The organism is Streptomyces rishiriensis (genome assembly GCF_003112535.1).
Taxonomy (GTDB): Bacteria; Actinomycetota; Actinomycetes; order Streptomycetales; family Streptomycetaceae; genus Streptomyces; species Streptomyces rishiriensis.
Genome location: NZ_BEWA01000020.1, coordinates 1 through 22027 on the forward strand (window position 1 = coordinate 1; position 22027 = coordinate 22027).

13 protein-coding genes are annotated in these 22027 nt (G+C 73.8%); 7 read left to right on the top strand and 6 right to left on the bottom strand.

Translation table 11 applies throughout. The features are described from left to right. Positions 1 to 269: 269 nt before the first annotated feature. The gene (locus Sri02f_RS31440; RefSeq protein WP_069773598.1) at positions 270 to 836 is read right to left on the bottom strand and encodes a MarR family winged helix-turn-helix transcriptional regulator; all 567 of its coding nucleotides are present in this window, start codon (positions 834 to 836) and stop codon (positions 270 to 272) included. 166 nt (positions 837 to 1002) lie between these two features. Here Sri02f_RS31440 and Sri02f_RS31445 point away from each other — a divergent pair, with 166 nt between their 5' ends. Then, complete coding sequence (locus tag Sri02f_RS31445; protein ID WP_245970896.1) at positions 1003 to 2286, top strand: MFS transporter; 1284 nt, start codon at positions 1003 to 1005, stop codon at positions 2284 to 2286. Positions 2287 to 2439: 153 nt separating this feature from the next. Here Sri02f_RS31445 and Sri02f_RS31450 read toward each other — a convergent pair whose 3' ends face one another. From Sri02f_RS31450 to Sri02f_RS31460, 3 genes are all read right to left on the bottom strand, one after another. After that, positions 2440 to 3237: a class I SAM-dependent methyltransferase gene (locus Sri02f_RS31450; RefSeq protein ID WP_109004731.1), complete on the bottom strand. Its 798-nt coding sequence runs from the start codon at positions 3235 to 3237 to the stop codon at positions 2440 to 2442. Positions 3238 to 3332: 95 nt separating this feature from the next. Next, complete coding sequence (locus Sri02f_RS31455) at positions 3333 to 4985, bottom strand: ATP-binding SpoIIE family protein phosphatase (RefSeq protein WP_109004732.1); 1653 nt, start codon at positions 4983 to 4985, stop codon at positions 3333 to 3335. Between the two features lie 283 nt (positions 4986 to 5268). Further along, a complete protein-coding gene (locus tag Sri02f_RS31460) occupies positions 5269 to 6648 on the bottom strand; it encodes an NAD(P)/FAD-dependent oxidoreductase (RefSeq protein ID WP_109004733.1) in 1380 nt (459 codons plus the stop codon). A gap of 380 nt (positions 6649 to 7028) precedes the next feature. On the opposite strand from Sri02f_RS31460, the gene Sri02f_RS31465 reads away from it, so the two are divergent. After that, positions 7029 to 7793, top strand: coding sequence for a TetR/AcrR family transcriptional regulator (locus Sri02f_RS31465; protein ID WP_109004734.1), 765 nt, complete (start codon positions 7029 to 7031; stop codon positions 7791 to 7793). A 352-nt stretch (positions 7794 to 8145) separates the two neighbouring features. Then, positions 8146 to 10098: a sigma-70 family RNA polymerase sigma factor gene (locus Sri02f_RS31470; protein ID WP_109004735.1), complete on the top strand. Its 1953-nt coding sequence runs from the start codon at positions 8146 to 8148 to the stop codon at positions 10096 to 10098. On the opposite strand, the gene Sri02f_RS31475 is transcribed toward Sri02f_RS31470, so the two are convergent. Further along, positions 10085 to 13531: an AfsR/SARP family transcriptional regulator gene (locus Sri02f_RS31475; RefSeq protein WP_109004736.1), complete on the bottom strand. Its 3447-nt coding sequence runs from the start codon at positions 13529 to 13531 to the stop codon at positions 10085 to 10087. The genes Sri02f_RS31470 and Sri02f_RS31475 overlap by 14 nt on opposite strands. A gap of 285 nt (positions 13532 to 13816) precedes the next feature. After that, positions 13817 to 15937 (bottom strand): asparagine synthase-related protein, encoded by a 2121-nt coding sequence (locus Sri02f_RS31480; RefSeq protein WP_109004737.1) that lies wholly within the window; start codon positions 15935 to 15937, stop codon positions 13817 to 13819. Between the two features lie 706 nt (positions 15938 to 16643). Here Sri02f_RS31480 and Sri02f_RS31485 point away from each other — a divergent pair. From Sri02f_RS31485 to Sri02f_RS31500, 4 genes are all read left to right on the top strand, one after another. Next, a complete protein-coding gene (locus Sri02f_RS31485) occupies positions 16644 to 18068 on the top strand; it encodes an NsdA family TPR-like regulatory protein (RefSeq protein ID WP_109004738.1) in 1425 nt (474 codons plus the stop codon). A 114-nt stretch (positions 18069 to 18182) separates the two neighbouring features. Beyond that, a complete protein-coding gene (gene lhgD, locus Sri02f_RS31490; RefSeq protein ID WP_109004739.1) occupies positions 18183 to 19412 on the top strand; it encodes an L-2-hydroxyglutarate dehydrogenase in 1230 nt (409 codons plus the stop codon). 89 nt (positions 19413 to 19501) lie between these two features. Then, positions 19502 to 20347, top strand: coding sequence for a tRNA (guanosine(46)-N7)-methyltransferase TrmB (gene trmB / locus Sri02f_RS31495; protein WP_174855744.1), 846 nt, complete (start codon positions 19502 to 19504; stop codon positions 20345 to 20347). A 67-nt stretch (positions 20348 to 20414) separates the two neighbouring features. Then, complete coding sequence (locus Sri02f_RS31500) at positions 20415 to 21878, top strand: PrsW family intramembrane metalloprotease (RefSeq protein ID WP_373865144.1); 1464 nt, start codon at positions 20415 to 20417, stop codon at positions 21876 to 21878. The last annotated feature ends 149 nt before the right edge of the window (positions 21879 to 22027 follow it).

A 22027-nucleotide genomic window follows, 5' to 3' on the forward strand; every position in this document is an offset into this window, starting at 1 on the left:
CCGTTGGGCCGTTCCGACGTCTCAAACCTTAGCGGATCCGGTGGGCAGTTCCTAATCGGGCTGCCGGCCCCTATTCGAATTGAATTCGGGCATGCCGAAATTCAACCCCGTCGGGAGATCGTGCTGTGGTTTGTTGTGCCGCTGCTGCGGCGGAGGTGCTACCGAAGAACCGTTACGGCTCCGTGGCAACCCGAAGAACTTTACTGATCCTGCATGGCGGTGTCAAGCACCCCCTGTCAAGATCTTTTCCTGCGGGTCGGACCCGTGGATCAGTCGAGGTCGCTGAGCCTGCCGCCGGCGTCCGGCTGGGCGTGCTCCACCCTGCGCAGGAGCCTGGTCAGGACCTCGCCGAGGCTGGTGCGCTCGTCGGCGGTGAGGTCCTGCAGGAGGTCCCCCTCGAAGACCGTCGCCATGCGCATCGCCTGCAGCCACTTCTCGCGCCCTTCGGGCGTGAGCTCCACGATCACGCGGACCCGGTTGGACTCGTCCCGCTCACGGGTCACCAGTCCCTCGGCGACCATGCGGTCGATCCGGTGGGTCATGGCGGCCGGCGTCAGACCGAGACGCTTGGCCAGGTCGCTGGGGCCGAGGCGATAGGGGGCGCCGGAGAGCACGAGGGCCTTGAGGACCTCCCACTCGGCGTTGCTGATGCCGAGGTCGGCGGTCTGGCGGCCGTACGCGACGTTCATACGGCGGTTGAGGCGGGAGAGCGCCGAGACGATCTTCTCGACCTGGGGGTCGAGGTCCTGGAACTCGCGCTGGTAGGCGGCGATCTGCTCTTCCAGTGTCGGCTCGCCGCCGAGGCCGGTGCCGATCGTGCCGGGGGTGTCGCCCATGGACGAAGTATCGCACGGGCCCCATTCGCATTGAAGTACTTCGAGGTGTACTGTTCAATCTCGAACTTTAGCTTTGAAGTCTTCGGTGCTAAGTACTGAGGCAGTGGAAGCTTCCCAAGGTGTCGTCGCCCCGAAGGCGCGTCGGCACTGTCTGAGAGAGGTGAACGTGACCAGGGCGATGGGCGCAGCGATGCGCCGGATCCACGTGGGCAACGCGCTCAGCGCGTTCGGGCTGGGCTTCACCGTCCCCTATCTGTACGTCTATGTGGCGCAGGTGCGGGGGCTGGGGGCCATGACGGCGGGGCTCGTCCTCGCCGTGTTCGCCGTGGCCGCGTTGATCGTGCTTCCGTTCGCCGGCCGGGCGATCGTGCGGCGCGGTCCCCTGCCGGTCCTGCTCACCGCCCTGGTCACCGCCGCCGTCGGCTCACTGGGTCTGGGGCTCGCCGGCAACGCCACCGCCGTCCTGACCGCCGCGGCTGCGCTCGGGGCCGGTCAGGCCGTGATGCAGCCGGCGCTGGCGACGATGATCGTGGACAGCTCGACCTCGGAGACCCGTTCGCGGGCGTTCGCGACCCAGTTCTTTCTGCAGAACCTGGGGCTCGGCGTCGGCGGGCTGATCGGCGGGCACCTCGTCGACACCACGCGCGTGTCCTCCTTCACGCTGCTGTTCGCCATCGAGGCGGCGATGTTCCTGCTGCTGGCCGTGGTGATGTCGACGGTGCGACTGCCGCACGCCCCGCGTGTGGGGGACGTCCCGCAGTCCGCGCGGGGCGGCTGGAAGCAGATGCTCGGGAACCGGGCCATGGTGCAGCTGTGCGTGCTCGGCTTCGTGCTGTTCTTCGCCTGTTACGGGCAGTTCGAGTCCGGGCTGAGCGCGTACGGCGTCGAGGCCGCCGGGATCTCGACGTCCGCCCTCGGAACCGCGCTCGCCGCCAACACGGCGATGATCGTGGTCGCGCAGTTCGCCGTGCTGAAGTTCGTCGAGCGGCAGAAGCGGTCTCGGGTGATCGCGGCTGTCGGGCTGATCTGGGCGGTGGCCTGGGTCGTGGCCGGGTACGCCGGGCTCGGACATGGCAGCCAGGCGATGGCGACGGCGGCGTTCGTGTCGACGTACGCGCTGTTCGGGCTGGGTGAGGCGATGCTGTCGCCGACGGTCGCGCCGCTGGTGGCGGATCTCGCGCCGGCCGGGCTGGCGGGCCAGTACAACTCGGCGTTCGCCCTGGTGAAGCAGCTGGCGCTGGCGGTCGGGCCGGCGGTGGGCGGGCCGATGGGGGCCTCCCTGCCCGCCCCGTACATCGTCACGTTCCTGCTGTTCTCGCTCGGGATCACCTACCTGGCGCTGCGACTGGGGCGGCGGCTGACCGCCGTCCAGGATCAGCCGTGGCTGGTGCGCAACCGGGTCGTGGCCCGTGGTGGGGCCGCTGTGGAGCCCGTGGGGGCGGAGGCCTGAGCCTGCCCGGCCGTGCGCCGGGCTCCCTGTGGAGAGGCGGCCGTCGTTCTTCGGGACGACGGCCGCCTTTCTGTCTTCGTCTGTTGTCCGACTTCGCCTCTTGTCCGACTTCGCCTCTTGTCCGGCTTCGCCTCTTGACGCGGGGCGGCGCGGTCAGCGGGTCGCGGTCACCAGGGTCGCCGTGAACGGGAACGTCGTCGTCGCTGCGGGCAGGTGGGCGCGGATCGTCTCGGCGGCGCGGGTGAGGGCCTCGTCGCCTCCGGAGTCGATGAGCGACCGGCCCCAGGGGATCGCGGAGAGGTGGCCGGCGACGTAGTCCTCCAGAGGGGGGAGGTCGACGGCGAATGTGAGGTCGCGGCGGGTCGTGGAGTGGAAGCCGGCGCGGTCGAGGGCGGCGGTGAGGCGGTCCGCGGCGTCGAAGGCGGCCCGGAAGGTGGCCGCCGCGTCCGGGCCGTCGAACTGTTCGAGGGCGCGGAGCTGGGCCAGGAAGTACGGGGAGTCGTCCAGGCGGGCCCAGACCGTGGCGGCGAAGCGGCCGCCGGGGCGGGTGACACGGGCCGTCTCCGCCAGGGCCGCGTCGAGGTCGGGGAAGAACTGGACGCCCTGCTGGCAGAGGACGGCGTCGAAGGCGGCGTCGGGGTAGGGGAGGTCGTCGGCGGGGGCGGGGGTGAACTCGATGTCCGGGTAGAGGCGTGGGTGGCATGCCACGGCGATCTTGAGCATGCCCTCGTTGAGGTCCGTGCCGGCGACCCGGCCGGCGGGGCCGGTCTGTGCGGCGGCGGCACGTGCCGCGAAGCCCGTGCCGCAGGCGAGGTCGAGGACGGTGGCGCCGGGGTAGAGGTCCACGGCGTCCACGAGTGCGGTGACGAAGGGCGCCATGAGGGGCGCGACGTAGTGTTCGTAGCGCTCGGGAGCGCTTCCCTTGAGGTCAAAGCCCGTTGCGTCTGCCATGGGGAGCTACTAGCACCGGGGGACGTGTTCGCCTAGATGCCGCGCGCGGGGGAACGGGCGTTCGGGCCGTGTTCGGGCCTTTCCCCGGCCTGCTCTCAGTCGGACGGTTTCGGCAGGACGAACTCGCACCACACGGCCTTTCCACCGCCCGGGGTGCGTCTGCTGCCCCAGTTCGAGGCGATGGTGGCGACGATGGCGATGCCCCGGCCGGACTCGTCGCCCGGTTCCGCTCGGCGGCGGCGCGGGAGGTGGTCGTCGCCGTCGGTGACCTCGATGATCAGGCGGCGGTCGGTGCGGCGCAGCCGCAGCCGCATGGGCGGGATGCCGTGCTGGAGCGAGTTGGCGACGAGTTCGCTGGCGGCGAGGACGCCGAGGTCGTGCAGGTCGGCCGGGAAGCGCCAGCTGGTCAGGACGCCGGAGGCGAAGGCACGCGCGCGGGGTGCGGCTTCCACCCCGCCGAGGAGCTCCAGGGCCGCGTTGCGGAACAGCTCGCCGTCGGGGCCGGTGCGGGCCGGGTGCTGCAGGACGAGGACGGCGACGTCGTCGTCGTGGTCGGCGGTGACGCCGGCCGAGCGGACCAGTCGGTCGCAGACGACCTGGGGGCTGCCGGTGGCACCGGCCAGGGCGCGCTCCAGGGCGGCGATGCCTTCGTCGAGGTCCTCGTTGCGGCGCTCCACGAGGCCGTCGGTGTAGAGGACGGCCGTCGAGCCGGGGCCGAGGGGGATCGAGCCGGAGGCGTGCATCCAGCCGCCGGTGCCGAGCGGAGGGCCGGTGGGCTCGTCGGCGCGCAGGACGGTGCCGTTGTCGTCGCGGACGAGGATGGGCAGATGGCCCGCCGAGGCGTACACCAGGCTGCCCTCGTTGGGGTCGTGGATGGCGTACACGCAGGTGGCGATCTGGTTGGCGTCGATCTCCGTGGCGAGGCCGTCGAGGAGCTGGAGGACCTCGTGCGGGGGCAGGTCGAGGCGGGCGTACGCCCTGACGGCCGTGCGGAGCTGGCCCATGACGGCGGCCGCGCGGACGCCCCGGCCCATGACGTCGCCGATGACGAGGGCGGTACGGCCGCCGCCCAGCGTGATGACGTCGTACCAGTCGCCGCCGACCGCGGCCTCGGTGCCGCCGGGCTGGTAGGTGGCGGCGATGCGCAGGTCGTCGGGCTCTTCGAGCTCCTGGGGCAGCAGCGAGCGCTGGAGGGTGACGGCGGTCTCGCGCTGGCGTCGTTCGCTGGTTCTGAGGCGTTCGGCGGCCTCTGCGTGGTCGGTGACGTCGGTGGCGAAGACCAGGACGGCGCCCTTGCCGTTGTCCTCGGCGGCCGGGGTGCAGGTGAACGTGTAGTGGCGGCCGTCAGGGGCCTTGCGGGACTTCAGGGTGCGGGGCTTGCCGCTGCGCAGGGCCTGGTCGAGGAGGGGCAGCAGGCCGAGGTCGCGCAGTTCGGGGAGTGCGTCGGCGGCGGGTTCGCCGCAGGAGCGGGCGCCGAAGGCGGCCTTGTAGGCGTCGTTGACGTAGGCGAGGCGGTGGTCCGGGCCATGGACGAGCGCGACGAGGGCCGGGACGCGGTCGAGGACCTCACGGACCGGGAGTTCGTCGACGGCGGGCACCGGGGGCGGCCCGTCGGTGTGTTGTTCGGCGCGGGCCGCTGGCACGGAGCCCTCGCTCCGTCGGTCCGTGGTGGTGACCGGGTGCTCGGCTCGCGCGGCGGCGCGGCGCTGCGTTCCGGGGAGCCGGGCGCTCCAGCGCGTGAAGTTCACGAATCCTTGCCTCGCGTAGTCGTCGTCGGCCGGCTCCGGGCCCGGCCTGGGCTCCGGGGGCCGTGCGGCGGTGGCCGCACATTGTTACAGCACCCGGGGTGTGGGGCACGTGGGAACAGCTCGTGGGTCTGGCGGGGGCGGGTGATGGTCCGCCCCGGCTCGGAAGGGGGGCTCGAAAGGGGCTCGGGAAGGGCGATGAGCAGGGGGCAGTCTGGCAGTGCGGCCGCCGTCCGGGCCGACATTCGTCAGACGTGGGGGTGGTCGGCGGAGTTCCTGGATCGGGTCAGGACGACCCCTTCGGGTCGCCGGAAGGCTCGTCAGAAGGCTTTCCACCGGCAGCGAGTTCGAACTCCGCGCGGGGATGTTCGAGTGACCCCAGGGAGACGATCTCCCGTTTGAAGAGTCCGGAGAGGGTCCATTCGGCGAGCACCCGCGCCTTGCGGTTGAAGGTGGGCACGCGGCTGAGGTGGTACGCGCGGTGCATGAACCAGGCGGGATAGCCCTTGAGCTTGCGCCCGTAGACGTGGGCGACGCCCTTGTGCAGGCCGAGTGAGGCGACCGAGCCGACGTATCTGTGGGAGTACGTCTGCAGGGGTTCGCCGCGCAGGGAGCGGGCGACGTTGTCGGCGAGCACCTTGGCCTGGCGGACGGCGTGCTGGGCGTTGGGGGCGGTCTGGCTGCCGGGGACGTCGGCCGTGACGTCGGGGACGGCCGCGGCGTCTCCGGCCGCCCACGCGTGCGTGGCGCCGTCGAGGGTCAGCTCAGGGGTGCATTTCAGCCGGCCTCGTTCGGTGAGCGGCAGGTCGGTGGCGGCGAGGAGCGGGTGGGGCTTGACGCCGGCGGTCCACACGACCGTGCGGGTCGGGAAGCGGGCGCCGTCGCTGAGGACGGCGACACGGTCGGCGCAGGACTCCAGGCGGGTGTTCAGGCGTACGTCGATGTTGCGGCGGCGCAGCTCGCTGACGGTGTAGCGGCCCAGGTCGGCGCCGACCTCGGGCAGGATCCGGTCGGAAGCCTCGACGAGGATCCATTTCAGGTCGTCGGGCTGGATGTTGTGGTAGTAGCGGGTGGTGTAGCGGGCCATGTCCTCCAGCTCGCCGAGCGCCTCCACGCCCGCGTAGCCGCCGCCGACGAAGACGAAGGTGAGGGCGGCGTCGCGGATGGCGGGGTCGCGGGTGGAGGAGGCGATGTCCATCTGCTCGATGACGTGGTTGCGCAGCCCGATGGCCTCCTCGACGGTCTTGAAGCCGATGGCGAAGTCGGCGAGGCCGGGGATGGGCAGCGTGCGGGAGATCGAGCCGGGCGCGAGGACGAGTTCGTCGTACGTCAGCTGCCGGGGGCCGGTGCCCTCTTCCTCCGTGGCGAGGGTGGTGAGGGTGGCGGTGCGTTTGGCGTGGTCGACGGCGGTGACCTCGCCGACCAGGACCCGGCAGTGGGGCAGGACGCGGCGCAGGGGCACGACGACGTGCCGGGGGGAGATGGAGCCCGCGGCCGCCTCGGGAAGGAAGGGCTGATAGGTCATGTACGGGTCAGGTGTGACGACCGTGATCTCGGCCTCGCCCCGGCCGAGTTCCTGTTTGAGCTTCCGCTGGAGCCGCAGGGCCGTGTACATCCCGACGTAGCCGCCGCCGACAACGAGAATGCGCGCACGTTCCTTCACCATCCCATGACGCACCGGACATCGGAGTTTGTCCACAGCCCCGACAATTTGTGTGACCGCGAGTCGCGTGGGCCCGGGGTTGGCCGAAACACCGGAGTGAGCAGCAGATGTGCAGGTCAGAGGGCGTGCGCCGGGGTGCGGGAAGGGGCGCAATCGGGACGTATACGACCCGTACTCCGATCGGGGGGCGCTCCGTGCGGAACCTGCCCCTTCTGAATTGACTCCCACTCAACTATGTTCGTGTGTCGACGGGGTGTCAGGGGGAAGCGCTCCGCGGGTCTGCGACGGGCGGGTCCACGGAGACCGTCCCCTGTGCTGCACACCCCGGCTTTCGATTGCGGGGAGCGTCTCCGGGGGGAGACGTCATTACCGGGGGATCAATCATGACCATTCAGAACTCGCATTGGTCGACGGCGTCGGCTCTCGCACCAAGTGGCGCGATCGGCGCCGCGGTGGGCGGCGGACGAGGAGACAGCGCGCGGACGGCACCGCTGCGCGTGGACGCACAGCGCAATCTGGAACACGTACTGCGAGCGGCGCGCGAGGTCTTCGGCGAGCTGGGCTACGGCGCGCCGATGGAGGATGTGGCGCGGCGCGCGCGGGTCGGCGTCGGCACCGTGTACCGGCGTTTCCCGAGCAAGGACGTCCTGGTGCGTCGGATAGCCGAGGAGGAGACTTCCCGGCTGACCGACCAGGCGCGGGCCGCGCTGGGCCAGGAGGACGAGCCGTGGTCGGCGCTGTCGCGCTTCCTGCGCACGTCCGTGGCGTCCGGAGCCGGGCGGCTGCTGCCGCCGCAGGTGCTGCGCGTCGGGGTCGCGGAGGACGACGCCGAGGCGACGCCTGCCGACGCGGCGCGGGTGCCGCAGCAGCGGACCCAGCCGGGCGGCGGCGAACTGCGGCTCGTCCCCGAAGGCGGCTCCACGGCCGCGGTCGACGACACGGGCGCCGCGGCGTTGCTCGACGTCGTGGGCCGGCTCGTGGAGCGGGCGCGGGAGGCGGGCGAGCTGCGCGCCGACGTGTCGGTGTCGGACGTGCTGCTGGTCATCGCGACGGCGGCGCCGTCGCTGCCCGACCCGGCCCAGCAGGCGGCGGCCTCGGCGCGACTGCTGGACATCCTGCTGGAGGGCCTGCGCTCGCGGTCGTCCTGACCCGGTCCGGTCCGGTCCGGTCCGGTTCGCCGGAGCGGGTCCCTCGGGAGGCGTCCTGCAAGGGCGGACCTTCTGGGGGTGGGTCTCGTAAGGGTGAGGAGGGGGCGGGGGCCACGCGGCCCCCGCCCCCTCTCCGCCGCTCGGGCATACCGGGCACCGCACGGCCGGGGACCTCAACGCACGCCGACAGGGCGGGAGTTGTACCTCGCCCTGTCGGTGGAAAGGTAGTACTGGATTGCGGCAGGTCCCCACGGACGGGTGGGCGGCCCGCCGCACGGGGTTCTGACCACAAGCCGATATGGCACTCTGACCCGGTGGTCGGGACCGCGGGTCGGGGCGGGGGCTTTCCGCGATGAGCGTTGACGGTCGGGACGAGCAGGTGCCGAGCCAGGGCGGCCGCGCACGCGGTCCGGCCCGCGAACCGGTCGCCCCTGCGCCGGACGAGCCGTCGGAGACGGTTCCGGCGCAGCGCGAAGGACGTGCCGACGGCATCCTGCCGCCGCCCCGCGCCCTGCCGGCCGCCGACACCGATCTGATCGGCCGGATGCGCTCGGGCGACGACACGGCGTACGAGGAGCTGTACCGGCGCCACGCCGACGCCGTACGCCGCTACGCCCGCACCTGCTGCCGGGACGCGCACACGGCCGACGATCTCACCGCCGAGGTCTTCGCCCGCATGCTGCAGGCGGTGCGCGGCGGCTCAGGGCCCGAGTACGCCGTCCGCGCCTATCTCCTCACCTGCGTGCGGCGCGTGGCCGCGGACTGGACCCGGTCGGCGAAGCGGGAACAGCTCGTCGACGACTTCGCGGTGTTCGCCGCGCAGTCCGCCCGCTCCTCGGACGTCGCCGACGACACCGCGTCCGCCGGCTCCTTCGGATCCTTCGGAGCGGGGCTGGAGCTGGGCGCCGACGTACGCGCGATGCACGAGGCCGAGCAGTCGATGGCCATGCAGGCCTTCCTCTCGCTGCCCGAGCGCTGGCAGGCGGTCCTGTGGCACACCGAGGTCGAGGACGAGTCGCCGAGCGAGGTCGCCATGCTCTTCGGCCTCGACGCCAACGGCACGCGCGTACTGGCCAGCCGGGCCCGCGAGGGTCTCAAGCAGGCCTACCTCCAGGCGCACGTCAGCGCCACCCTCACCAGCGACGAGGAGTGCGCCCACTACGCCGACCAGCTCGGCACCTACGCCCGCCGCCGCCTGCGCACCCGTGCCGAACGAGGGCTGCGCAAGCACCTGGAGGAGTGCGCCAAGTGCCGGCTGGCCGCCCTGCAGATCGAGGAGGTGGCCGGCAGCATTCCCGCCGTCGTACCGGTCGCGGTCATCGGCTGGTTCGGCGCCGCCGGGTACGCCAAGGCGCTCGCGCTCGTCGCCGGCGGCACGGGAGCGGGGGCGGCGGGCGTCGCGGGCGCGGCCGTCGCGGCGAGCGGTTCCTCTGGCGGGGGCGGCGCCGGGAGCGGTGCGGCGGCCGCGGAGGGACTGGGAGCGCCCGTGAAGGCCGGCATCGCGGCCGGGGTGGTCGCGGTGGCGGCGGCCGCGGTCGCCCTCGCGCTCGTCGGCCACGGCCACCCCGCCGGGCCGCCCGAGGCGAGACCCCCGGCCTCCGCGCCCGCTCCGGTCGCGCGGCCCGAGGAGCCGACGCCCACGCCCACGCCCCCGTCCGCACGCGCCGGGGAACCCGAGCCCCGGCCCGCGGTGATCGTCCCCGTGGCGGCGCCGACGACGCCGACGGCGGCTCCCCGGGCGACCCCCTCGTCCGTGCCGTCCCCGACGCCCACCCCGGCCCCCGTCCCCCCGCCGACGGCGGCGCCTGCGCCGGCGCCCGTCCCGACGCCCGCGCCCACTCCGCGGCCCGCGCCCACTCCTCCGCCCGCGCCGACCGTCTACCGGCTGAACGAGCTGGCCTTCGACGTCACCGGCGACGCAAGCGGGCCCGAGATCCTGCTCCGCGACAGCAGCTGGGTGTGGCAGCGGTCCGCGCTGTCCATCGCGGACCGGCGCTACGAAGGCGGGGTGACCGTGCGCGGCGGCTCCTCCGTCACCGTCGACCTCAACCGGCGGTGCACGTCCTACGACGCGCTCTTCGGCGTGGACGACCTGACGATGAAGCTCGGCAAGGTCTCCTTCGCCGTCTACGCCGACGGGAACCGGCTCTGGTCGTCCGGGGTGGTCGCGGGCGGCGACCCGGCCGTGCCCGTCCATGTGAACCTCGCAGGGCCGGCCCGGGTGCGACTGGTGGTCGAACCGCACGGCCCGTTCGGCCCGGTGACGCTCGCCGACTGGGCGGAGTCCGGGTTCACCTGCTCGTAGCCGCCCGGGGGCCGGGCGGGGCCGGGTGGACGCGCACCGCCTCCGTGAGCTCGCGCAGAGCGTCCGTCACCGTCGGGTGCGAGACCCGGGTGCGCTCGGCCGCGTAGCGCTGCGCGCCCAGGGACTCGCGGGCGGCGGCCTCGGCCCGCTCGGCGCAGGCGCGCTGCTGAGCGGGCCGCGGGTACGGGCCGCGCAGCCCGTCGGCTGCGGCGAGGAGGCGTGCCGTGCGTGTGAAGTCCCCGATCTCGGCGAGGAGGAGCGCCGCGCCGTCGACGATCGGCGAGGTGACCGCCTCGGCGCACTGGTGAGCCACCGCCTGTCTCAGCGTGTCGGCGAGCATCGACAGACCGCGCTCGGGCCGGGACTCGGCAGCCGTGAGGGTGGCGTCCAGGACTCCCACCAACGCCGCTACCTGCGGTGGCGGGGTGCCCAGCCCGATCGCCACCCGGGTCTCGTCGCACAGCACCCGCGCACGGGCGAGCTCGCCCCGGTCCAGGGCGATGTGGCCGCGCAGCAGCAGGGCGAACGCGCGCACGTCCGCCACGCCGTACCGGTCGGCGGCGTCGTTCGCCTCGTCCAGCGCGGCCGTGGCCCCTTCGAGGTCGCCCGACCGGTAGGCGATCTCCGCGAGCCGCACGACGAGGAACGGCGATTCGGCGTACGCCCCGACCTCGTAGGCGAGCCGCAGCGCCTCGCGGTACTCCCGCTCCGCGTCCGCGAAGCGGCCGCGCGCCAGATCCGCCTCGCCCGCCACCCCGCACACCTGGGCCCGCATCCAGCGGTCGCCCACGCGCCGGCTGAGCACCCGCAGCTCCTCCAGGTCGTCGTCCAGGCCGTGCAGCCCGCCGGGCGAGTCGACGACCATGTGCATGCGGAACATCAGGGTGCAGCCCAGCTCCCAGTCGCCGCCGTGCTCGCGGCAGTTGGCGACGGCCCCGTCCAGCATCCTGCGGACGTCCACCGTGTCGCGCGCGGGAAACGCCGTCAGCGGCCAGATGAGACCGGGCATGCGGGCCGCCCGCGGACCGCCGGGCTCGTACACGGCCCGCAGCCGGGCGAGGTACTCCCGGCGGCGCACGTTCGCCGTCCGGTCCGCCGGCTCGGTCTCGGACTCGGACAGCAGGAACATGTGCTGCATCCGCAGGTCCATCCGCTGGGAGCGCCCGGTGTGTCCGTCGTCCTCGGCGGCCGCGTCGAGGAAGGCGTCCACGGGGTCGGTGACGGCCATGCGGGCGGCGAGATCGGCGGGGACGCTCTCCTCCCCGGAGAGACTCAGGGCGTCCAGGACCGCACCCAGGCGCAGGGCTCGGTCGGTCCACTCGGCACCCTCACGACGGTGGTTGCGCAGCCACCAGAACCAGCCCGCGCCGAGACAGACGGCGGCCGCCTCCTCCTCGTCGGCCGCCGTGAGCGCGCGGTGGAGGCCCACGCGGATGTTGTCCAGCTCGGTCTCCAGACGGGAGATCCAGGGGAGCTGCTCGGCGGAGCGCAGCAGCGGGTCGGCCCGCTCGACGAGCGCGCGCACCCACGCGCGGTGTCGCCGCTCGGCCGTCGCACGGCACTGCGGGAGCTCGGCGGCGCGTTCGACGGCGTACTCGTGGATCGTCTCCAGCATGCGATAGCGCATGCCGGCGCTGCCGGACCCCTCACTCGGGGCCGCCACGATCAGGGACTTGTCGACGAGCGCTCCCACGCCGTCGGCGACCGGGCCGGTGCACACGGCCTCGGCGGCCTCCAGGTCCCAGCCGCCCGCGAACACGGACAGCTCGCGCAGCAGCATGCGTTCCGGCTCGTCGAGCAGATCCCACGACCAGTCGACCACGGCTCGCAGGGTCTGCTGACGGGGCAGGACCGTGCGGCTGCCGGAGGTGAGGAGGCGGAAGCGGTCGTCGAGGCGGTCGGCGATCTGGCGCGGGGTGAGCAGCCGGAGCCGGGCGGCGGCCAGCTCGATGGCCAGCGGCAGCCCGTCCAGCCGGCGGCAGATCTCCGCGACCGCCTCCTCGTCCCGCAGCACGGCGGCCGCGTCGGGGCGGACGGCGGCCGCGCGCTCGGTGAAGAGACGGTGCGCCTGGTCGGGGAGGAGGGGCTCGACCGGACGGACCGACTCGCCGGGGACGCCCAGGGGTTCACGGCTGGTGGCGAGGATCGTGAGCCCGGGGCAGTGGGTGAGGAGGGTCTCGGCGAGGGCGGCGGCCGCGCCGATGACATGTTCGCAGTTGTCAAGGATCAGGAGCTGGCTGCGCGGTGCGCAGTGCTCGACGAGCAGGGCGACGGGGTCGTCCTGCGGGGTCGACATCTCGGTGGTCAGCAGCACGGTCTCGCGCAGACCGAGGGCACTGACCACCGCGTCCGGCACCGCCTCCGGCCGTTCGAGCTGCGCCAGCTCGACCAGCCACGCCTGCGGAAGCCCGGCGGCGGCCTCCTCGGACAGACGGGTCTTCCCAGAGCCTCCCGGTCCGGTGAGCGTGACCAGTCGGGCCCTGTGCAATTCGGAACGGATGGAGTCGAGTTCGGGTTCCCGGCCCACGAAGGAGTTAAGACGCGGACGGATGTTGCCGGTGCGTTCGGGGTTCCGGGGCGGCGAGAGAGATGCGTTCGGGCGGGTCGTCTCCGGGCGGTCGGGTCGGGAGGGGGCCTCTTCAGGGCGGGTCGGCGTCGGGCTCGTCGACTCCGGGGCCATCGACTTCGGGCCCATCAGTTCCGGGCGGGTCGGTTCCGGGCGGGTCAGGAGCTCGGCGTGCAGGGCTCGCAGCTGCGGCCCGGGGTCGGCGCCGAGACCGTCGGCGAGGGTGCGACGGGCGGACTCGTACACGGCCAGGGCGTCGGCGGCGCGGCCGGTGTCGCGCAGGGCGCGGATGAGGAGGACGTGCAGCGTCTCGTCGTACGGGTGCGCGGCGGTCAGTTCCGTCAGGCGCGGGACGGCTTCGCGGGCCCGCCCGAGGAGCAGGTCGGCCTCGGCACGGGCCCGGACGGCCTCCAGGCGCAGTGCCTCGGCGCGGACGGCCGCGGTGCGGTCGGGCAGGTCGGCGAGGGCGGGCCCGCGCCACAGGCCGAGGGCGTCGTCCAAGGTGCGCCCCGCGGTGGGGGCGTCGCCGCGCCGCAACGCCTCGACGCCCCGGCGTATCAGCCGTTCGAAGACGAACAGGTCGACGTCGTCCTCGGTCGCGGCGAGCCGGTACCCGCCCGGCGCGGAGACGACGACGTCCTTGCCGACGGCGCGGCGCAGTCGGCCGACCAGGGCCTGGAGGGCGGCGAGGGCGTCCTGGGGCGGGTCGTCGGCCCAGACCTCGTCGATGAGGGTCTCCGGAGCGGTGACGCGTCCCGGGCGCAGGGCCAGGGCCGTGAGCAGGGTCCGCAGGCGGGCGCCGGGGAGGGATACGGCGCTGCCCTGGTCGTCCTCTGTCTGGGTGACGCCCAGGATTCTGTACCGCACCGGCTCATTGTCGCCCGGCGGCGGGCCACGGGGCACGGAAATTCGGGCGACGCGTCGGCGGCCTCGGCCGCGCGGACCGCCGTCGCGCCCGTCCTCACCGCGTCGGCGTCCGGGAACGACGGGCGGGGCAGGGACCGACTCCCGGCCGACCGCCCCCAGCGGTGAGCTGCCGAGAGCGTGAGAACCGCGGCCCCGCCAGGGCCGGACACTCGCCCTCCCCGGGCAGGACGGCCCGTCATCGTCGCCACCGCCACCGCCACCTTCTCCACCGCCGCCGCCAGGCCGTCACCCCCCGGACGAGACCGCCCGGCGTTGGGGGGCGATGCCTGCCGGTACCGCGCGGGCGCGGGCCGGGGTGCCGGTCCAGCAGGTGCCCCTGCGGGACAGGAGGCGCCGGAGCCAGAGTTCCAGGGAGATCAGGTCGGCGAGTCCGTCCAGGGGGAGGGGTTCGCCCGCCGCGGCGGCCCGCAGGGCCTTGCGGACCACTCTGGCCTCGACCAGGCCGGCCTCCGCCAGGAGCGGGGCTTCGAAGAGGGTGAGAAGGGGGTCCATGGCCATGCGCAGACCGGCCCGGGCCGCCGCGGTGGCGGAGGCCTGTGTGGGGGCGCCCCAGCCGTGCGGGAGCTCCGTGACGCCGGCGCCCTTGAGCACGGTGCGCAGGATCGCGGCGCGCGCCCCGGGTTGCACGCGCAGCGTCTCGGGGAGCGCGCGGCAGGCCCGTACGACCTGGTTGTCGAGGAACGGGGCGTGCAGGCGCTGCGAGCGGATCTCGGCGGCCTGTTCCAGGACGCGCAGGTCCATGGCGTGCCGGGTGAGGGCCGACCGCGCGCGGTAGTCGCCGGGACGCTGGCCGGGGCCCACGCCGGTGCGGTGCGCCGCGCCCTGCAGGCGAACCGATACTTCAGCCAGCGCCTCCCCGGTCAGCCAGCGTGCGGCCGGGCCGACGCCGCCCCAGGAGAGCGCGGCCAGGGAGGCGCCGACCGCGCCGGCGGGGTCGTCGAAGCTGAAACTGCGGTGCAGCAGCCGGTCGGCGAGTCCCTCCAGGCCGGTGCGGTACGGCGTCCGGGCGAGCCGTCGGGCCGCACCGTACACGCGCGCGGGGACGAGCACGGAGCCGTCCGCCTTGGTGAGCGCGGCGACCGGGCGCACGAGGTGGCGGCGCTTGCGGTCCATCAACAGGTCCGCCAGGCGGGCCGGGTGGGCGTCCAGGACCTGGCGGGCGCCGTAGCCCGTGAAGTGGTCGGCGCTGCCCGAGGCGAGGCGGGCGCGGTGGCGGGCGGCCGTGACCAGGCTCTGGCCGGGTTCGTCGGTGAGCGGGCCGTCCAGGTCGGCGTACGGCAGGGCTTCCTCGCCGCCGGTCACGACGACGTGGTGCAGCCGCGGGTTGGCCGCGAGGGCGCCGGCCCGTTCCAGTTCGGCCTCGCGCCCGCCCACGGCCAGGTCGTTGAAGGTGACGGCCAGCAGCCGCTCCCCCGCGCCCGTGCCGTGGCCGAGCAGTGTGCCCGGTCTGCCGGGCAGGCCGGCCGCGAGGAGGGCCAGCGTGCCGGAGGCCGGGCCGCCGGAGAGGTCCGCGCCGATGCCCGGAACGGGCATCCCGCGCGCGGCGCGCCGCTCGGCGGGTCCCATGCCGGGGACGGGGCCGGGGTCGATGTCGGGGACGTGCCGGGGTGCGGACAGCCGCGCGCGCACCGCCTCGACGAGCGCGTCGCGTACGGCGTCGACGGCGCTGTCGGGGTCGGCCGGGGGCGCGGCCACGGCGAGGGAGGCGACCGGCTCGTACCCGGCGATCTCGCGCGCCCCGGCGCGCAGGATCAGCGCGTGCCCGGGCGGAACGCGACGCACGCCGTCGTACGGGGTGGAGTCGTGCAGGGCCGCCGGCACGTCGGGGGCGGCGAGCAGGGCCGCGAGGTGGCCGAAGTCGAGGTTGGCCTCGATGAGGTCGGCGAGCGGCAGCGCGGCCGTGGCGTAGGCCGTGCCGCCCGCCCAGGGGGTGTGGAACACCGGGCGTGCGCCCGCGAGATCGCCGCAGACGGTGATGCGCCGGCCGACCTGGACGATCGCCGTGTAACTGCCCGCCCAGGCCGTGAGGTGCCGAAGTGCGCCTCCGCGCGCGGCGAACAGCCCGACGCGCAGCTGTTCGTCGGTCGCGCCGCAGGTGCCGAGGACGGCGATCCGGGTCTGCGCGTCGGCCTTCACCACGCGCACCTCGTCGGGGCGCCAGTCGCCGACCGCCCACAGCGGATCGGGGTCTCCCCACAGAAGGTGGGAGCCGACGGGCTGCAAGGTCTCGCCCTCGTAGCCGACTTGGCCCCCGTAGGACGCGCCGTCGCCCTGGCGGCCGTCGTGGCCGACGGGCCCGCCGAGCGCGCCCGCGGCGGTGCTGCTCCACCCCACCAACCACCGCATCGACGCCTCCACAGGCTGTGGACAACCGAGTGCACCGTACGAACGGTTCACCATGCTGCCACGAAGAGCGCACCACAGAGGGAGGCGGCACCGCTTGTGATCCTGGGAGCGCGCTCGCGCCATCGCGGCGGCGCCGACCCGTGCGACCGCGCGCACCCCGGTGTCCACGACCTGAATGCGCCCCCGGTACGCTCCCCCAAGACGCCCTGCGCGCCCTCGATTTCCGTGGTGAGAGGCGTTGTCGCCCACGGAACACAGGGTCGCTTTTCGGCCAAATCCCGGGCGTACGTCCGGCGTTGGGAGCGCGTCGAGCAGGCTTCGCACACGCTCCGTACACACGCGCGTGCCTCGAAGGCCCGCGCCGGTCCGGGAGGCGGAGTCCGCCCCCCGGACCGCTCCGCCACCCGCGGGGATGAAGGCGGCGGTGTCCCCCAGCCCACTGGATCCAGTACAGCGGGCCGACCCACGCACGGCCCATGGAACCGTTCCGCCGATGGCCGGAGAAGAGCGCACGGCCGGGCGCACGGCCACACGGGCGGGAGCACACCGCGACCGTCCGTACCTGCGTCCGCATTTTCGTACGGACCACAATCCCGCCAACCGGAAGAATGCCCCTTAACGCTTGGGATGCGGCGAACTACGCTGGGTTTACGAATGCCGCATGGTTATGCCAGCGCGGCAGCCGTCTGTGTCGAGGGGTGGCGCAATGTCCAGGGAGCAACGCGGGCCGAACGAAAAACTCGGCGCCGTTCTCGCCCTCGCGGGAATCAGCAACGCAGGACTCGCACGACGCGTCAACGACCTCGGCGCTCAACGCGGGTTGACTCTTCGCTACGACAAGACCTCCGTGGCGCGCTGGGTGTCGAAGGGCATGGTGCCGCAGGGCGCCGCGCCCCACCTCATCGCTGCCGCCATCGGTCAGAAGCTCGGCCGTCCGGTGCCGCTCCACGAGATCGGCCTGGCGGACGCGGATCCCGCGCCCGAAGTGGGCCTCGCCTTCCCCAGGGACGTCGGCCAGGCCGTGCGCTCCGCCACGGACCTCTACCGCCTCGATCTCGCGGGCCGCCGGGCCGGCTCCGGAGGCATCTGGCAGTCACTGGCCGGATCGTTCGCAGTAAGCGCGTACGCCACGCCCGCCTCCAGGTGGCTGATAACCCCGGCCGACAGTTCGGTGGCGCGGGAGGTCCACCTCGTGGAGGAGTCCGGCGCACCGCTCAAAGTCGGCCACAGCGACGTGCAGAAGCTGCGGGAGGCCGCCGAGGACGCCAGGCGCTGGGACTCCAAGTACGGAGGCGGCGACTGGCGTTCGTCCATGGTCCCCGAATGTCTGCGGGTGGAGGCGGCCCCGCTGCTGCTCGGCTCGTACTCCGACGAAGTGGGACGCGCGCTGTTCGGCGCGAGCGCCGAGCTGACCCGGCTGGCGGGCTGGATGGCCTTCGACACCGGCCAGCAGGAGGCCGCCCAGCGGTACTACATCCAGGCGCTGCGGCTGGCCCGCGCGGCGGCCGACGTACCCCTCGGGGGCTATGTGCTGGCCTCCATGTCGCTGCAGGCCACCTACCGCGGCTTCGGCGACGAAGGCGTCGACCTCGCGCAGGCCGCGCTGGAGCGCAACAGAGGGCTGGCGACCGCGCGCACCATGAGCTTCTTCCGGCTCGTCGAGGCACGCGCCCACGCACGCGCCGGGGACGCGCACGCGGCCGGCGCGGCGCTGAAGGCCGCCGAGGGCTGGCTGGAGCGGTCCCGCGAGGGCGACCACGACCCGTCCTGGCTCGGCTTCTACTCCTACGACCGCTTCGCCGCCGACGCCGCCGAGTGCTACCGCGACCTGAAGGCGCCGCGCCAGGTGCGGCGGTTCACCGAGCAGGCGCTGTCCCAGCCGACGGAGGAGTTCGTGCGGTCGCACGGGCTACGGCTCGTGGTCTCGGCGGTCGCCGAGCTGGAGTCGGGCAACCTCGACGCGGCCTGCGAGCAGGGGGTGCGGGCGGTGGAGGTGGCCGGGCGCATCTCGTCCGCGCGGACCACGGAGTACGTCAAGGATCTGCTGCACCGGCTGGAGCCCTACGGCGACGAGCCGCGCGTGGTGGAGCTGCGGGAGCGGGCCCGGCCGCTGCTCATGACGCCGGCGTGAAAGTGAGCCGTGCGCAGGTGGGCGCGGGAAGACGAGGGAAGGACCCGCGCCCCTGAACCATGAGGGGCCCCGCCCCGGGTTTGAAGGCGTTGTCAGTGGCGCAGTGCACTATCGATGCCGGGAGGTGGTGTGCACGTGTCGAAGATCGCTCACGACTGTGACGTGCTCGTGGTCGGCGGGGGCATCGTCGGGCTGTCCACGGCGTACGCGATCACGCGGGCGGCGCCCGGCACGCGGGTGACGGTGCTGGAGAAGGAGCCGGGAGCGGCCCGGCACCAGACGGGGCGCAACAGCGGCGTCATCCACAGCGGGATCTACTACCGGCCGGGCTCGCTCAAGGCGCGGTACGCGGTGCGGGGCGCCGTCGAGATGACGAAGTTCTGCGCGGAGTACGGCATCCCGCACGCCGTGACCGGCAAGCTGATCGTCGCCACGGACCGGGCCGAGCTGCCCCGGCTGCACGCGCTGGCGCAGCGCGGCCGGGAGAACGGGATCCCGGTGCGGGAACTGGGCGCCGCCCAGATCACGGAGTACGAGCCCGAGGTGCGGGGGCTCGCCGCCCTCCATGTGGGCACCACCGGGATCTGCGACTACTCGGCCGTCGCACAGCAGCTGGGGGCGGCTTCGGGGGCGGAGATCCGCTACGGCGCGCAGGTCGTGCGCATCGACCGGCGCCCCGAGCGCGGGGTCGCCGTGCTCACCTCGCGCGGGGACGTCGTACGGGGCCGGGTGCTGGTGAACTGCGCCGGGCTGTACTGCGACGAGATCGCCCGGCTGACGGGGGACGAGCCGGAGGTGCGGATCGTGCCGTTCCGGGGCGAGTACTACGAGCTGGCCCGGCCCGACCTGGTGCGCGGACTGGTGTACCCGGTGCCCGATCCCGCGTTCCCGTTCCTCGGGGTGCACCTGACCAGAGGCATCGACGGCGGCGTGCACGTCGGACCCAACGCCGTGCCGGCGCTGGCCCGCGAGGGCTACGGGTGGGGCGTCGTACGGCCCGGGGAGGCCCTGGCGACGGCGGCGTGGCCCGGAGTGTGGCGGATGGGGCGACGGCACTGGCGGTACGGGCTGGGCGAGCTGCGGCGGTCGGTGTCGAAGGCGGCGTTCGTCGACGCGGTGCGCCGGCTGCTGCCGGCGGTCGAGGAGGGGGACCTGGTGCGCACGGCGGCCGGGGTGCGGGCGCAGGCGGTACTGCGGGACGGCGGCCTGGTGGACGACTTCCTCATCCGGGAGGGCCCGCGGGCCGTCCACGTGCTGAACGCCCCCTCTCCGGCGGCGACGGCCTCGCTGCCGATCGGCCGTGAGGTGGCCCGCAGAGCGCTGGACGCGCTGACGAGCGCGTGAGCCACGGCGTCGCCGGGCGCGCGCCCGGCTCCGCACGCCCGGCTCCGCGCCGTACCCACCTGCCGGGCCCCCGTAAAATCGTCCTCACTGTGTCTGATTCCGTGAACACCCCCGCAGCCCCCCAGCCCTCCCCCGGCGGCGAGCACCACCACCCGGGTGAGTCCGTCCGGCGCACCCGTGCCAAGGGGGAGCCCCGCTTCCCCGACGGGCCGAAGGCCGATCCCGCCGGTTCGCACTTCGAGCGGCGTATCCGGAGCTTCCAGCCCCGTCGCAGCCGGGTGACGGCCGGGCAGGCGGACGCGCTGCAGCGGCTGTGGGCCAAGTGGGGGCTGGACATCGACGGTCACCCCGTCGACCTCGCCGGGCTGTTCGGCGGCGAGCGCCCGGTCGTGCTGGAGATCGGCTTCGGCATGGGCGAGGCCACCGCGCAGATGGCGGCCGCCGACCCGGGGACCGACATCCTCGCAGTCGACGTGCACACGCCAGGCCAGGGCAATCTGCTCAACCTCGCGGAGCACCACGGGCTCACCAACGTCCGGGTCGCCAACGGCGACGCGATCATCCTGCTGCGCGAGATGCTGCCCGCGGACTCGCTCGACGGGCTGCGGGTCTACTTCCCCGACCCCTGGCCCAAGAAGCGCCACCACAAGCGGCGTCTCATCCAGCCGGAGTTCCTCGACCTGGCCGCGACGCGGCTGAAGCCCGGCGCGATCGTGCACTGCGCCACGGACTGGGAGCCGTACGCGGAACAGATGCTGGAGGTGCTCACCGGGCACCCCGAGTTCGAGAACACCCGGACCGACGGCGGGTTCGCGCCCCGGCCCGAGTTCCGCCCGCTGACCCGTTTCGAGGGGCAGGGTCTGGACAAGGGCCACGTGGTGAACGATCTGCTCTTCCGTCGCGTACAGCATCGCGTCCGGCCCGGGGATCGCTGACCGGTCAAAGGATCACCGACCGACCGCCCTCCGCACCACAGTCCCCTCCCTCGTTAGGGTCGATGCCGTGGCCATCAGTTTTCCGTTTCCGCCCTACCCGCCGCATCCGCCCGGCGGGGCGCCCGAGGACGGTGTGCTCAGGCACGCGCACTGGTGGCAGCGCAGATGGGTGCGGTACGGGGCGCTGATCACCCTGCTCACCCTGTCCGGGCTGGTCATCCTCGCGCTGGTGCGCGAACAGACCGGGACCGAGGGTTTCCTGGTCGGGCTGGGTCTCGCGGTGCTGCCCGTGCCGCTGCTCGTCGCCGCCTTCCGGTGGCTCGACCGGGTCGAGCCGGGGCCCTGGCGCAACCTGGTGTTCGCCTTCGCCTGGGGCGCGTGCGCGGCGGCGCTGATAGCCATCGTCGCCAACAGCTTCGCGACCCGCTGGATAGCCACCGCCACGGCCGACCCGTCCAGCGCGGACACCCTGGGGGCGACCGTCATAGCGCCGATCGTCGAGGAGTCCGCCAAGGCCGCGGCCGTCCTGCTCGTGTTCCTCTTCCGCAGGCGGGACTTCACCGGCATCGTCGACGGCGTCGTCATAGCCGGGATCACCGCCACCGGCTTCGCGTTCACCGAGAACATCCTCTACCTCGGCACCGCCTTCGGCACCGACCAGCTCACGGGCGACACCGGCATCGCCTCGGTCACCGCCGCGACCTTCTTCGTGCGCGTCATCATGTCGCCGTTCGCGCACCCCCTGTTCACCGTGCTGACCGGCATCGGCTTCGGCGTCGCCGCGCTCTCCGGGGACCGTCAGCACCTGCGACGCGTGCTGCTTCCGCTGGGCGGCCTGCTTCTCGCCATGGGCATGCACGCCCTGTGGAACGGCTCGTCGACGTTCGGCGAGTTCGGCTTCTTCGCGGTGTACGCGGCGTTCATGCTGCCCGCGCTCGGGCTGCTGACCTGGCTGGTGGTGTGGACCCGGCAGCGGGAGCTGCGCACCGTCCGCGAGGAGCTGCCCGCCTACGCGGCCGCCGGCTGGCTCACCCCGGCCGAGCCGTTCGCCCTCGCCTCGATGCGGGCCCGACGGCTGGCCAGGAACCACGCCGGCCGCCACCTGGGCAAGGCGGCGGCGCGGGAGGTGGCCCGGTACGAGGCGTACGCGACGTCCCTCGCGTTCCTTCGGCACCGGGGCCGACGAGGACGCGCGAACGCGGACTTCGTCGTACGGGAGCGGGAACTGCTGAACGAGCTGTGGCGCCGCAAGGACGTCGCCCGGCCCGCGCTGGACCACGCGGCCCGGATGACGGCGCCTCCGGTCCGGGTGGTTCCGCCTCCCTGGCCGGTGCACGGGGCGTACGGGTACGGTCCGGGTCACGGACCGCTCCAGCCGTACGGTCAGGCCCCCGGCCCGGGGTACGGCTACGGGTATCCGCCGGGCCCCGCGTACGGCGGCCCGGCCGGACCGGCCCCCGGGCACCCCACGGGTCAGGGCGGCCCCGGACACCCGGCGGACCCGCGCCCCTCCCCCTACCCGTACCGCTAGACCGCAGGCCCTACCCGTACCGCTGGGCCGCAGGCCCTACCCGTACCGCTGGGCCGCAGGGCCGGCCGACGGACACCGGCAGCCACCGCCGTCCCGGCAGCCACCGCGTCCCGCCAACGGCTGCCGTCCCGCCAACGGCTGCCTTCCCG

Coding starts and splice junctions, on each gene's coding strand:
- Sri02f_RS31465 (WP_109004734.1), top strand. CDS start 7,029: ATGACCATTCAGAACTCGCATTGGTCGACGGCGTCGGCTCTCGCACCA.
- Sri02f_RS31480 (WP_109004737.1), bottom strand. CDS start 15,937: ATGCGGTGGTTGGTGGGGTGGAGCAGCACCGCCGCGGGCGCGCTCGGC.
- Sri02f_RS31470 (WP_109004735.1), top strand. CDS start 8,146: ATGAGCGTTGACGGTCGGGACGAGCAGGTGCCGAGCCAGGGCGGCCGC.
- Sri02f_RS31450 (WP_109004731.1), bottom strand. CDS start 3,237: ATGGCAGACGCAACGGGCTTTGACCTCAAGGGAAGCGCTCCCGAGCGC.
- Sri02f_RS31460 (WP_109004733.1), bottom strand. CDS start 6,648: ATGGTGAAGGAACGTGCGCGCATTCTCGTTGTCGGCGGCGGCTACGTC.
- Sri02f_RS31485 (WP_109004738.1), top strand. CDS start 16,644: ATGTCCAGGGAGCAACGCGGGCCGAACGAAAAACTCGGCGCCGTTCTC.
- Sri02f_RS31440 (WP_069773598.1), bottom strand. CDS start 836: ATGGGCGACACCCCCGGCACGATCGGCACCGGCCTCGGCGGCGAGCCG.
- lhgD (WP_109004739.1), top strand. CDS start 18,183: ATGCCGGGAGGTGGTGTGCACGTGTCGAAGATCGCTCACGACTGTGAC.